Source organism: Burkholderia sp. Bp9090, assembly GCF_003857985.1.
Taxonomy (GTDB): domain Bacteria; phylum Pseudomonadota; class Gammaproteobacteria; order Burkholderiales; family Burkholderiaceae; genus Burkholderia.
Map to the genome: position 1 here is coordinate 89,055 of NZ_QTPV01000009.1, position 12,756 is coordinate 101,810.

The window sequence follows — 12,756 nt, forward strand, 5'->3', positions numbered from 1 at the left end:
TCAATTCTGGCGGGCGCGGCGCGCAACGACTTTCGGTAAGATCCGTTGCGCCATCCGAGGCCGTTCATACCAGTGCGCTCTTCAAGGGCGCCATCCATACAAGCGAAGCATCGTTCACATGCCATTCCGTCTGACTTCCCGTCTCAGCCGCGCTGCGAAGCGCGTCGTGCCGTCCGCTCCCGCCCGCTGCGCCATCACCGCGCGCGCACGCAGGCGCTCGCCGAGCACACGCACGCGCACAGCCGGCTGGACGGCATCCGCGCGTGGTTCCACGCGTTCTTCTCGATGATGAGCGCACAGGCGTTCGCCCGCCGCGCCGGCCTGCGCTCGCTGCTGCAGAAACCGTCGTCGCTGCGCGCGCTCGCGCTGCGCCGCACGCTGGGCCCGCAGCGCCGCGTCAATCGCCCGCGCCGCCTCGCGGCGAGCAACGGCTGGTTCGGGTTCGGCGCACGCTGAAGCCGAGCCGGCGGCACGCTGCCCGCCACGATCGTCGCGCGCGCCGTCATTCCGCCGGCGCGCGACGCGCATAAAAAAACCCCGGCATGCCGGGGTTTTTCGTTTCAGGCGGACGACGCTTATGCGACGCGTGCCGTCGGCTCCACGCCAGCCGCTTCGGCCAGCGCGAGTGCCTTGTCGGTTGCTTCCCACGAGAATTCCGGCTCGTCGCGGCCGAAGTGGCCGTAAGCGGCCGTCTTCTCGTAGATCGGGCGCAGCAGGTCGAGCATCTTGATGATGCCCTTCGGACGCAGGTCGAAATGCTCGCGGACGAGCTTCGTGATCACCGCATCCGACACGCGGCCCGTGCCGAACGTGTTGACCATCACCGAGGTCGGCTCGGCAACGCCGATCGCGTACGACACCTGGATCAGCGCGCGCGATGCGAGACCTGCCGCGACGATGTTCTTCGCGACGTAACGGCCGGCATACGCTGCCGAACGGTCGACCTTCGACGGATCCTTGCCCGAGAACGCGCCGCCGCCGTGCGGTGCGGCACCGCCGTAGGTGTCGACGATGATCTTGCGACCCGTCAGGCCGCAGTCGCCCTGCGGGCCACCGATCACGAACCGGCCGGTCGGGTTCACCAGGAACTTGATGTCGCCCTTGATCAGGTCGGCCGGCAGCGTCGGCTTGATGATTTCCTCGATCACGGCTTCGCGCAGCGCCGGCAGCTCGATGTCCGGTGCGTGCTGCGTCGACAGCACGACGGTGTCGATCGAATCGGGCTTGCCGTCGACGTAGCGGACCGTGACCTGCGACTTCGCGTCCGGGCGCAGCCACTGCAGGCGGCCGTCGCGGCGCAGGCTGGCCTGGCGCTCGACGAGACGGTGCGACAGGTAGATCGGCAGCGGCATCAGTTCCGGCGTTTCGTCGCACGCGTAACCGAACATCAGGCCCTGGTCGCCCGCGCCTTGATCGAGGTTGTCGTCATGCGCGCGGTCGACGCCTTGCGCGATGTCCGGCGACTGCTTGTCGTACGCGACGAGCACCGCGCAGCCCTTGTAGTCGATGCCGTAGTCGGTGTTGTCGTAGCCGATGCGCTTGATGGTGTCGCGCGCGATCTGGATGTAGTCGATGTTGGCCGTCGTGGTGATTTCACCGGCCAGCACGACTAGACCCGTGTTGCACAGCGTTTCGGCCGCAACGCGGGAGTATTTGTCCTGCTCGAGGATGGCGTCGAGAATCGCGTCCGAGATTTGGTCCGCGACCTTGTCCGGATGGCCTTCGGAGACGGATTCGGACGTGAAGAGATAATCGTTTGCCACTTTTTCAGGCTCCTGTGTGGTTACGGTGGGTTTCACGTAGCCAGCTTCGTTGGCCTGAAGCGGCGACGCTTTAGCGGATTACCAGGACCGGGCAGCGCGCTTCGCGCCAGCCGGCTTCGCCCCGCAAGTTGTCAGTTAACTCGGCGAAGCCCGTATTATAGCGGCTTTCGTGAATTGTCACAGAGCGCCACACGTGCTGCATCGTCCGCTGTCCTACCCCCCTGTTCGCAACGCGCCGGCCAGCCGGCCCCACGGAGATTCCGCATGCTAGGCCGCCTCGGCACGCACCTCGCCATCGGCTTGCTGAAGCTGCTCGCCCTGCTGCCGTACGGTCTGACCGCACGGTTCGGCGACGGCCTCGGCTGGCTGCTGTACCAGATTCCCAGCCGGCGAAAGCGCATCGTACATACCAATCTGAAACTCTGCTTCCCCGACTGGAGCGACGAGCGGCGCGAGGAAGTGGCGGGCCGGCATTTCCGCCACGCGATCCGCAGCTACGTCGAGCGCAGCGTCCAGTGGTTCGGCTCCGAGCGCAAGCTCGCGAAACTGATCCAGGTCGACAGCGCGGTCGATCTCACGGACCCCGATCTGCCCCCGACGCTGTTCCTGGGCCTGCATTTCGTCGGCATCGAAGCCGGCTCGATCTGGCTGAACCGTTCGCTCCAGCGCCGTTGCGGATCGCTGTACCAGCCGTTCTCGAATGCGATACTCGAGGAAGAAGCGAAGAAGGCGCGCGGGCGTTTCGACGCCGAGATGGTCGGCCGCGCGGACAGCGCGCGCGTCGTGCTGCGCTGGCTGCGCGACCGCAAGCCGGTGATGCTCGGCGCCGACATGGACTACGGGCTGCGCAATTCGACGTTCGTACCCTTCTTCGGCGTGCCCGCGTGCACGCTGACGGCCGTCGGCCGGCTCGCGAAGACGGGCCGCGCGCAGGTCGTGCCGTTCATCGGCGAAGTGCTGCCGAACTACCAGGGTTACCGGCTGAAGGTGTTCAAGCCGTGGGATCACTATCCGACCGGCGACGACGATCTCGACGCGCGGCGGATGAACGAATTCCTCGAAGAGCAGATTCCGCTGATGCCCGAGCAGTATTACTGGGTGCACAAGCGCTTCAAGACGCGCCCGCCCGGCGAGCCGAGCCTCTACTGAGTCGAACCGCGGGCGCGTCGTCAGATGCGCGCCTGCACCCTCGCCACTTTCGGCGCGCCTTTCGCGCGCGCCTGCCAGAGATCGTAGGCCGACTGCTGCGCCAGCCACAGATCCGCCTTCCCGCCGTTTTCCTCGCCCAGCCACGCTTCGAGACGCAGCGCCATTTCAGGCGAGATGCCGGCATGGCCGTGCAGGATGCGCGACAGCGCCGCGCGCGTGACGCCGAGCTGCGCGGCGGCTTCGGTGACGGTCAGGCCGAGCGCCGGCAAGACGTCGTCGCGCAGCGCCTCGCCCGGATGGGGCGGATTGAAGATGCGAGTCATGGCGTTGAATGACCTCAGTGATAGTCTTGATAGTTGACCAGGACGGCATCCGGGCCCTCGAATCTGAACGTCAGGCGCCAGTTGACGCTCACGCTCACCGAGCAGTAACCCTCCAGCCCGCCGGCGAGGCCATGCAGGCGCCAGCCGGGTACGTTCATGTCGAACGGCTGGCTCGCCATGTCGAGACGGGCAAGCTGGCGCCGCAACCTCGGGGCATGATCCGGCCGGATGCCAGCCTTGCTCCCGTTCGTGAAAAACGCTTCCAGCCCCTTGTGCTGCCATGACTTGATCATGGGCCTCCCACACTCGAGTGCGATTCGACGGCATGGCCCACATGGCGTATAGCCAGACTATACGAATCGCCTGATTGATTTGTCAATTTGACCGGTACGAAAACGCGCACGCGGCGAAATCCCGTGCGCTGGCAACGGCGCGACGCGTACCGCCGGATTCACCTGTCCCGACAACGCTCGCCACACCGCACCACCTCAATCTGCCGACTCGGTGCCCACGCGACCAGTCAGCCGATCGGCCGGCATCGCCGCGCTCCGCGCCCCCGAACGACGCCCGGCGCCCCGCCCGCGCAGGACGCCCCTGTCGGCTGCATGTATCATTTGCGGTTGAGATCAGCACGACGAACGACGCCGCCCGGCATGACGGCGCGCCGCGTCCGTCGTGCCGGCCGCCCTGTTCGCCATGGAATTCCGGACCCAGTGAAACTCTCGTTCACCAAGATGCACGGCGCGGGCAACGACTTCGTCGTGCTCGACAGCTATTCGCGCGCGCTGCCGCCGCTCACCGAGGCGCAGGTGCGCGCGCTCGCCAACCGACACTTCGGCATCGGCGCCGACCAGTTGCTGCTCGTCGAGAAACCGACCGTCGACGGCGCGGATTTCAAGTACCGGATCTTCAATTGCGACGGCGGCGAAGTCGAACACTGCGGTAACGGCGCGCGCTGCTTCGTGAAGTTCGTCAGCGACCGCGGCCTGACCGACAAGCGCAGCGTGCGCGTGCAGGTGATGAAGGGCCTGATCACGTTGACGATGCAGGACAACGGCGAAGTCGTCGTCGACATGGGCGCGCCCGTGTTTGCGCCGGCGGAGGTGCCGTTCGACGCCGCGGGGCTCGACGGCCGGACGGAAGGCAACGACACGCTGTGGCCACTCGACGTCGGCGGCCACACGCGCTGGATCTCGACGGTGTCGATGGGCAACCCGCACGCGGTGCAGGTCGTCGACGACGTCGAAGCGTATCCCGTGCTTGACGAAGGCCCGCTGATCGAGCGCCACGCCCGCTTCCCGCAGCGCGTGAACGCCGGCTTCATGCAGATCGTGTCGCGCAGCGAGGTGAAGCTGCGCGTGTACGAACGCGGCGCGGGCGAGACGCTCGCATGCGGCACCGGCGCGTGCGCGGCGGTGGCGGCCGGCATCCGGCGCGGCCTGCTCGATTCGCCGGTGACCGTGCACACGCATGGCGGCACGCTGACGATCGGCTGGGGCGGCGCGCGCGACGAAGCCGCCGCGCTGATGATGTCCGGGCCCGCCACGACCGTGTTCGAAGGCGAGATCGACCTGAACGTCTGACCCTTCAACGTCCCGATAACCGAAGAACGCTCCAGCCACATGAACGATCGCGAAGTCGCCGACTACCTGCTCGCCAATCCCGAATTCTTCGCGCAACACGCGGAATTGCTCGCGACGATCCGTCTCGCGAACCCGCACGGCAAGGCCGCGATCTCGCTGCAGGAGCGGCAGATGGAGATGCTGCGCGACAAGAACAAGCATCTCGAGCGCCGGCTCGCCGAGCTCGTGCGCTACGGCCACGAGAACGACAGCCTGTCCGCGAAGTTCAGCCGCTGGACCGCGCGCGTGATCGCGGAACGCGACCCGTACGCGCTGCCGCGCACGATCGCCGAAGGCATCGCCGACGTGTTCGATGTGCCGCAAACCGCGCTGCGCGTTTGGGACGTCGCCGACACCTATGCGCAGGCCGATTTCGCGCGCCAGGTCGGCGAGGAAGTGCGCCTCTTCACGAACGGGCTGTCGACGCCGTACTGCGGCGCGAACACCGGATTCGAAGCGGCCCAGTGGCTCGCGCCCGCGCTCGCGGCGCCGGCCGCGAATGCGGCGGAAGGCGCCGAAGCCGCGCCGGCCGGCGACGGCGCGGCCACGTCGGTCGCACTGCTCGCGCTGCGTGCGCCGCTCGGCGGCACCGATGCGCCCGCGTTCGGCCTGCTCGTGCTCGGCTCGCCCGATCCGCGCCGCTTCCACGACGGGATGGCGACCGACTTCCTCGCGCAGATCGCGACGCTCGCGAGCGCCGCGCTCACGCGTCTGCTGCCGCATTGAGATCGCTCCCGCGATGACCGACGATCCGATCGCCGCCTACCTGTCGAACCTGAAACACGTCAGGCAGCTGTCGGAACACACGCTGCGTGCGTACACGCACGAACTCGACGAACTGAAGAAACTCGCCGCCGGCCGCCCGCTCGACGCGCTGACGGCCGCCGACATGCGCGGCGCGGTCGTGCGCGCACACGCGGGCGGCTTGTCAGCTCGCTCGATCTCGCACCGGCTTTCCGCATGGCGTGCGTTCTATCGCTGGCTCGCGCAGCGCGTCGAGCTGCCCGCGAATCCCGTTGCCGGGGTGCGCGCGCCCAAACGCGAGAAATCGCTGCCCAAGGCGCTGTCGGTCGACGATGCGGTCGCACTCATGGATACGCCGCTCGCCGGCACGACCGAAGGCATCCGCGATCACGCGATCCTCGAGCTGTTCTATTCGTCCGGGCTGCGCCTCGCGGAACTGGTCGGGCTCGACGTCATGTATACGCAGGCCGACGGCTACCGCTCGGCCGGCTGGCTCGATCTCGCCGAAGCCGAAGTCACCGTGCGCGGCAAGGGCAACAAGGAGCGCAAGGTGCCGGTCGGCCGCAAGGCGATCGACGCGCTGAACGCGTGGCTCGCGGTGCGCGGCGAATTCGTGAAGCACGATCCGCATCCGCTGTTCGTGTCGGTGCGCGGCAACCGGATGGCGCCGGGCGTCGTGCGCGACCGCGTGAAGCGCGCGGCGCTGGCCGCGGGCATCCCCGCCAACGTCCACCCGCACGTGCTGCGCCATTCGTTCGCGACGCACGTGCTGCAGTCGAGCGGCGACCTGCGCGCGGTGCAGGAGCTGCTGGGCCACGCGAGCGTCGCCGCCACGCAGGTCTACACGTCGCTCGACTTCCAGCATCTCGCGAAAATTTACGACAGCGCGCATCCGCGCGCGAAGAAGCGCGACTGACGCGCGTTCCGCCCTACCCGCCGCGCGCGGCGGCCGGCAACGGCCGGCGCCGTCCGCGGCCCCAATCGATCCGATCATGCAAACCGTCACACTCAGACCGTCCAAGGAAAAATCGCTGCTGCGCCGGCATCCGTGGATCTACGCCAATGCGATCGACCGCGTCGACGGCACGCCCGCCCCCGGCGCGACCGTGGTCGTGCGCGCGCACGACGGCCGCTTCCTCGCGCGCGGCGCGTACAGCCCGCAGTCGCAGATCCGCGTGCGCGTGTGGAGCTTCGACGAAAACGAGCCGATCGATCACGCCTTCTTCAAGCGCCGCGTGCAGCGCGCGGTCGCGCACCGCACGACGATGGTGTCGGGCACGGGCGCGGTGCGGCTCGTGTTCGGCGAAGCCGACGGGCTGCCGGGGCTGATCGTCGACTACTACGTCGCGGACACGGCGGAGCCGGGCGCCGCGCCGCGCGGCCAGCTCGTGTGCCAGTTCATGGCCGCGGGCGTCGAGGCATGGAAGGATGCGATCGTCGCGGCGCTCAGCGGCGCGACCGACTGCCCGAACGTGTACGAACGCTCGGACGTGTCGATCCGCGACAAGGAAGGGCTCGCGCAGACGACCGGCGTGCTCGCCGGCGACGCGCCGCCCGCTACGCTGATCGCGAACGAAAACGGCGTGCGTTATCACGTCGACGTGCCGAACGGCCACAAGACCGGCTTCTACGTCGACCAGCGCGACAACCGCGCGCTCGTCGCGCAATACGCGGACGGCCGCGACGTACTGAACTGCTTCTGCTACACGGGCGGCTTCTCGCTCGCGGCGCTCAAGGGCGGCGCGAAACGCGTCGTGTCGATCGATTCGTCGGGCGACGCGCTCGCGCTCGCGCAGCAGAACGTCGTCGCGAACGGTTTCGATCCCGACCGCGCGACCTGGCTCGACGCGGACGCGTTCAAGACGCTGCGCCGCCTCGTCGACGAAGGCGAGCGCTTCGACCTGATCGTGCTCGATCCGCCGAAGTTCGCGCCGACGCGCGACAGCGTCGATCGCGCGTCGCGCGCCTACAAGGACATCAACCTGAGCGGCTTCAAGCTGCTGCGTCCGGGCGGCCTGCTGTTCACGTACTCGTGCTCGGGCGCGATCGACATGGACCTGTTCCAGAAGATCGTCGCGGGCGCGGCTGCCGACGCGAAGGTCGACGCGCGGATCCTGAAGCGGCTCGGCGCGGGCGTCGATCACCCGCTGCTCGCCGCGTTCCCGGAAGGCGAATATCTGAAGGGCCTGCTGTTGCAAATCGTCTGATCGCCCCGATCTAGACGCACACCCGTCCGCCGGCCGTTCGTGCGCTGGCGGAACCGCGCTCTCGCCTGTCGTCCGGACGACGGGCGAGGGCTTGACAGGTATGTTTCAATGGATGGTTGTGCGCCCCGGCTCGCGAGTCGACGGCGCGACGCACACATCCTGGTTTTGACCCCGATTCACGAACCACAGGCGACCGACATGGCCACTCCCGTCACCATCCTCACCGGCTTCCTCGGCAGCGGCAAGACGACGCTGCTCAAGCGCATCCTGAATGAACAGCACGGCATGAAGATCGCCGTGATCGAGAACGAGTTCGGCGAAGAGAACATCGACAACGAGATCCTCGTCCAGGACACGAACGAGCAGATCATCCAGATGAGCAACGGCTGCATCTGCTGCACGATCCGCGGCGACCTCGCCCGCGCGCTCGGCGATCTGGCCGCGAAGAAGCGCGAAGGCAAGCTCGACTTCGACCGCATCGTGATCGAGACGACCGGCCTCGCGAACCCGGGCCCCGTCGCACAGACCTTCTTCATCGACAGCGAGATCGCCGACGATTTCCTGCTCGACGCCGTCATCACGCTGGTCGACGCTAAGCATGCGAACGCGCAGCTCGACGAACACGAAGTGGTGCAGCGCCAGGTCGGCTTCGCCGATCGCCTGTTCATCACGAAGTCGGACCTCGTCGACGACCAGGCCGTCGCGGCGCTCAAGCACCGCCTGATGCACATGAACCCGAAGGCGACGATCAAGGTCGTGAATTTTGGCGAAGCCGACATCAAGGAAATCTTCGACCTGCGCGGCTTCAACCTGAACGCGAAGCTCGAGATCGACCCGGACTTCCTCGCCGAGGACGACCACGCGCACCATCACCACGATCACGACCATGATCACGATCACGCGGATTGCGACCACGATCACGGTCAATGCGCGCACGATCACGACCACGGCCATCACCATCACGCGCACCACGACGACAAGATCAAGTCGTTCGTGTACCGCAACGACCGTCCGTTCGACCCGAACAAGCTGGAAGACTTCCTCGGCGGCATCCTGCAGATCTACGGGGAACGGATGTTGCGCTACAAGGGCGTGCTGTACATGAAGGGCGTCGACCGCAAGGTCGTGTTCCAGGGCGTGCACCAGATGATGGGCAGCGACCTCGCCGCGAAGTGGCTGCCGGTCGAGAAGAAGACCAACAAGATGGTGTTCATCGGCGTCGACCTGCCGCAGGACCTGATCACCGACGGCCTCGACGCCTGCCTCGCCTGAGCGGTCGGGCCGGTGTCGCAGGCCTTCCGTGCGGCCGCCTTCGCGGGCGGCCGCGGGGCTTGCGGGGTGCCGTTTCCGGGCAGGGTTTCGCCGTCATCGCTTTTTCGCGATTTGCGCGTTATATTTTCTAGATATTGGCGCAGCCGACGGGGATCGACCCGATACGGCGCCCGCTTGCGATTCAGTTACAATACGTGCCCGCTGGAGTACGGCAATAACAGGCCCGGTTCTTGCAGAACCATTACCCGGGCATCGCAACCGCGCCGGATCGCCCATCCGCCACCCGGCCGCGGCCGATGCGATCTGCCGCGCAGTACCGGTTCGCCGCGCGCGCAAATCCGCGCCAGGCCTGTCCTGGTATTTGAGAACCGGTTTTCCAGAGGCTTTCGGCCCCGCGACGGCAAATCGCAAATGATTGCAAGCGGCAGTTGCGGGTAATCCCAAAGTGCAGGCACTATCTCCTGATTTGCCGCACATTGAAGAAGCAAGCAGATGACGAAGAAACTCTTGACCGAAGCCGAAATCCTGAAGATGAGCGACAAGGATTACATGAATGAGGATCAGCTCGCCTTCTTCAAAAATCGGCTCGAACAGTTGCAGGCGGACATCCTCAAGAACGCAGGCCAGACGACCGAGAACCTGCGCGAGACGGTGATCGTCCCCGATCCCGCCGACCGCGCGACGATCGAGGAAGAGCACGCGCTCGAGCTGCGCACGCGCGATCGCGAGCGCAAGCTCCTCAAGAAGGTTCAGCAGTCGCTCGCCCGCATCGATTCCGGCGACTACGGCTGGTGCGAGGAAACCGGCGAACCGATCGGCATTCCGCGCCTGCTCGCGCGTCCGACGGCCACGCTGTCGCTCGAGGCGCAAGAGCGCCGCGAGCTGCGCCAAAAGCTGTTCGGCGACTGATCGAGCGGCGTTCCGCTCCGACACGCTGCTTCCCGAAAGCGCGCGGCCTGCCGCGCGCTTTTTGTTTTTCCGGCACCGGTTCCCGGCCCGCCGGCCGATTTGCGTCCCCCTCTTGATATCCCGGCGCCCGCCCTAAAATGAAACGGACGCGCGCCGGGCCGCTCCCCGGCGCACTGCGGATTCACGCGGCGGCGCGTCGCGCCGCCCGACTCTTCCCCGTTTTTCTCAAGGAACGCAGATGGAGCAATTTCACGGCACGACCATCGTTTCGGTCCGGCGCGGCGACAAGGTCGCGCTCGGCGGCGACGGCCAGGTAACCCTCGGCAACATCGTCATGAAGGGTGGCGCGCGGAAAGTGCGGCGGATCTACAACAACCAGGTACTGGTCGGATTCGCGGGCGGCACCGCCGATGCGTTCTCGCTGCTCGATCGCTTCGAGGCGAAGCTCGAGAAGCACCAGGGCAACCTGACCCGCGCGGCCGTCGAGCTCGCGAAGGACTGGCGCACCGACCGGATGCTGCGCCGCCTCGAGGCGATGCTGATCACGGCCGACGCGACCACCACGCTCGTGATCACCGGCAACGGCGACGTGCTCGACCCGGAAGGCGGCATCTGCGCGATCGGTTCGGGCGGCGCCTATGCGCAGGCCGCGGCCCGCGCGCTCGCGGAGAACACCGAGCTGTCGCCGCGCGAGATCGTCGAGAAGTCGCTCGAGATCGCCGGCGACATGTGCATCTACACGAACCACAACCGCATCATCGAAACGATCGAGTAAGGACCGCCCCATGAGCACCATGACCCCTGCCGAGATCGTCTCGGAACTCGACAAGCACATCATCGGCCAGGCCAAGGCGAAGAAGGCCGTCGCGGTCGCGCTGCGCAACCGCTGGCGCCGCCAGCAGGTCGCCGACCCGCTGCGCCAGGAAATCACGCCGAAGAACATCCTGATGATCGGGCCGACGGGCGTCGGCAAGACCGAAATCGCACGACGCCTCGCGAAGCTCGCCGACGCGCCGTTCATCAAGATCGAAGCGACCAAGTTCACCGAGGTCGGCTACGTCGGCCGCGACGTCGACAGCATCGTGCGCGACCTGATCGAGATCTCGGTCAAGCAGACGCGCGAATCCGAGATGCGCAAGGTGCGCAGCAAGGCCACCGACCAGGCGGAAGACCGCATCCTCGACATCCTGCTGCCGCAGCCGCGCGCGGTGGGCTTCGGCGGCAATGCCGACCACGCGAACGACGACAACAACGCGACGCGCCAGACCTTCCGCAAGCGCCTGCGCGAAGGCCAGCTCGACGACAAGGAAGTCGAGCTCGACCTCGAGCAGCCGTCGGCCGGCATGGACATCATGGCGCCGCCGGGGATGGAAGAAATGACCGAGCAGATCCGCTCGATGTTCTCGAACCTCGGCAGCGGCAAGAAGCAGCGCCGCAAGGTGAAGATCAAGGAAGCGCTGAAGCTGCTGACCGACGAGGAAGCGGCGAAGATGCTCAACGACGAGGAAGTGAAGACGAAGGCCGTGCAGAACGTCGAGCAGAACGGCATCGTGTTCCTCGACGAGATCGACAAGATCACGTCGCGCAACAACGAAGGCAGCGGCGGCGAAGTGTCGCGCCAGGGCGTGCAGCGCGACCTGCTGCCGCTCGTCGAGGGCACGACGGTCAACACGAAGTACGGGATGGTGAAGACCGATCACATCCTGTTCATCGCGAGCGGCGCATTCCACCTCGCGAAGCCGAGCGACCTGATTCCCGAACTGCAGGGCCGCTTCCCGATCCGCGTCGAGCTCGACTCGCTGTCGGTGAAGGATTTCGAGGCAATCCTCGTCGCGACCGATGCCAGCCTCGTCAAACAGTACCAGGCGCTGCTCGCCACTGAAGACGTGCAGCTCGAGTTCGCCGAAGACGGCATTCGCCGCCTGGCCGAGATCGCGTACGCGGTCAACGAGAAGACCGAGAACATCGGTGCGCGCCGGCTCTACACGGTGATCGAGAAGCTGCTCGAGGAAGTGTCGTTCTCGGCCGGCAACCACGCCGGCGAGCGCGTGACGATCGACGCGCAGTATGTCGACCGTGCGCTCGGCGAAGTGTCGCAGGACGAAGACCTGTCGCGCTACGTGCTGTAACGCGCGCGGCGGCGAATGCGAAACGGGCGGCTCCTTCGGGGCCGCCCGTTTTCGTTGGGGGCGGCCGGCCGCTGCCGCCGCGCCGCTTACTGCCGCACCGGCTTCTTCGCGAGCTTGCGCTGCAGCGTGCGACGGTGCATGTTCAGCGCGCGCGCGGTTGCCGAAATGTTGTTGTTGTTCTCCGCGAGCACGCGCTGGATGTGCTCCCATTCGAGCCGGTCGACCGACAGCACGACCGGATTCTCGAGCGCCTCGTCGGCCTGCACTTCGCTCGCGTTGGTCTGCAGCGCGGCCAGGATCGACTCGATGTTCGCCGGCTTCGCGAGATAGTTGTCGGCGCCTTCCTTCACGGCCTGCACGGCGGTCGCGATGCTCGCGTAGCCGGTCAGCACGAGAATCCGCGCGTCGGGCTGCAGGTCGCACAGCGGCGCGATCAGGCTCAGCCCCGAATCGTCGCCGAGATGCAGGTCGACGGTGATGAACTGGAACTTGCCGCCGGCCGCGAGCCGCAGCGCCGCCTCCTTGTCGTGCGCCTGCTGGACCGCGTAGCCGCGGCGCTCGAGGCCGCGCGCGAGCGTGCCCGCGAACACCTCGTTGTCGTCGATCACCAGGAAATTGTTCTCGCTCATGTGGTTTCT

Annotated in this window: 13 protein-coding genes and 1 pseudogene; 10 read left to right on the forward strand and 4 right to left on the reverse strand. The window is 66.7% G+C overall.

Annotated features, from left to right (window positions below; all coding sequences use genetic code 11):
• Positions 1 to 118 precede the first annotated feature (118 nt).
• Positions 119 to 456 (forward strand): annotated as a pseudogene (locus DIE16_RS11435) (hypothetical protein).
• A gap of 119 nt (positions 457 to 575) precedes the next feature.
• On the opposite strand, the gene metK reads toward DIE16_RS11435, so the two are convergent.
• Positions 576 to 1,763: a methionine adenosyltransferase gene (metK, locus tag DIE16_RS11440; protein ID WP_044847851.1), complete on the reverse strand. Its 1,188-nt coding sequence runs from the start codon at positions 1,761 to 1,763 to the stop codon at positions 576 to 578.
• Between the two features lie 264 nt (positions 1,764 to 2,027).
• On the opposite strand from metK, the gene lpxL reads away from it, so the two are divergent.
• Positions 2,028 to 2,912, forward strand: a complete 885-nt coding sequence (gene lpxL, locus DIE16_RS11445) for a lauroyl acyltransferase LpxL (protein WP_044847850.1) — start codon at positions 2,028 to 2,030, stop codon at positions 2,910 to 2,912.
• A 20-nt stretch (positions 2,913 to 2,932) separates the two neighbouring features.
• On the opposite strand, the gene DIE16_RS11450 is transcribed toward lpxL, so the two are convergent.
• Together DIE16_RS11450 and DIE16_RS11455 are read right to left on the reverse strand one after the other, a co-directional pair.
• On the reverse strand, positions 2,933 to 3,235 hold the full coding sequence (locus DIE16_RS11450; RefSeq protein ID WP_044847849.1) for a HigA family addiction module antitoxin: 303 nt from the start codon (positions 3,233 to 3,235) through the stop codon (positions 2,933 to 2,935).
• Between the two features lie 14 nt (positions 3,236 to 3,249).
• Positions 3,250 to 3,528 (reverse strand): type II toxin-antitoxin system RelE/ParE family toxin, encoded by a 279-nt coding sequence (locus tag DIE16_RS11455; protein ID WP_124486685.1) that lies wholly within the window; start codon positions 3,526 to 3,528, stop codon positions 3,250 to 3,252.
• Positions 3,529 to 3,948: 420 nt separating this feature from the next.
• Here DIE16_RS11455 and dapF point away from each other — a divergent pair, with 420 nt between their 5' ends.
• The 8 genes from dapF (at position 3,949) to hslU (ending at position 12,118) form a co-directional block, all read left to right on the forward strand.
• Positions 3,949 to 4,818: a diaminopimelate epimerase gene (dapF, locus tag DIE16_RS11460; protein WP_124486686.1), complete on the forward strand. Its 870-nt coding sequence runs from the start codon at positions 3,949 to 3,951 to the stop codon at positions 4,816 to 4,818.
• A 39-nt stretch (positions 4,819 to 4,857) separates the two neighbouring features.
• Positions 4,858 to 5,583, forward strand: a complete 726-nt coding sequence (locus DIE16_RS11465) for a DUF484 family protein (RefSeq protein WP_124486687.1) — start codon at positions 4,858 to 4,860, stop codon at positions 5,581 to 5,583.
• 13 nt (positions 5,584 to 5,596) lie between these two features.
• Positions 5,597 to 6,517 carry a tyrosine recombinase XerC gene (xerC, locus tag DIE16_RS11470; protein WP_124486688.1) on the forward strand — a complete coding sequence of 307 codons (921 nt, stop codon included), beginning with the start codon at positions 5,597 to 5,599 and terminating at the stop codon, positions 6,515 to 6,517.
• Between the two features lie 76 nt (positions 6,518 to 6,593).
• The gene (locus DIE16_RS11475; RefSeq protein WP_124892309.1) at positions 6,594 to 7,808 is read left to right on the forward strand and encodes a class I SAM-dependent rRNA methyltransferase; all 1,215 of its coding nucleotides are present in this window, start codon (positions 6,594 to 6,596) and stop codon (positions 7,806 to 7,808) included.
• A 198-nt stretch (positions 7,809 to 8,006) separates the two neighbouring features.
• A complete protein-coding gene (locus DIE16_RS11480) occupies positions 8,007 to 9,080 on the forward strand; it encodes a GTP-binding protein (RefSeq protein WP_124486689.1) in 1,074 nt (357 codons plus the stop codon).
• A 492-nt stretch (positions 9,081 to 9,572) separates the two neighbouring features.
• Positions 9,573 to 9,989 (forward strand): RNA polymerase-binding protein DksA, encoded by a 417-nt coding sequence (dksA, locus tag DIE16_RS11490; protein ID WP_006477498.1) that lies wholly within the window; start codon positions 9,573 to 9,575, stop codon positions 9,987 to 9,989.
• Positions 9,990 to 10,227: 238 nt separating this feature from the next.
• Positions 10,228 to 10,764, forward strand: a complete 537-nt coding sequence (gene hslV, locus DIE16_RS11495) for an ATP-dependent protease subunit HslV (protein ID WP_006760749.1) — start codon at positions 10,228 to 10,230, stop codon at positions 10,762 to 10,764.
• Between the two features lie 10 nt (positions 10,765 to 10,774).
• Positions 10,775 to 12,118 carry an ATP-dependent protease ATPase subunit HslU gene (gene hslU, locus DIE16_RS11500; RefSeq protein ID WP_044847842.1) on the forward strand — a complete coding sequence of 448 codons (1,344 nt, stop codon included), beginning with the start codon at positions 10,775 to 10,777 and terminating at the stop codon, positions 12,116 to 12,118.
• Positions 12,119 to 12,204: 86 nt separating this feature from the next.
• On the opposite strand, the gene DIE16_RS11505 is transcribed toward hslU, so the two are convergent.
• Entirely contained in the window at positions 12,205 to 12,747 is a 543-nt protein-coding gene (locus DIE16_RS11505) for a response regulator transcription factor (RefSeq protein ID WP_044847841.1), read from the reverse strand.
• Positions 12,748 to 12,756: the final 9 nt, after the last annotated feature.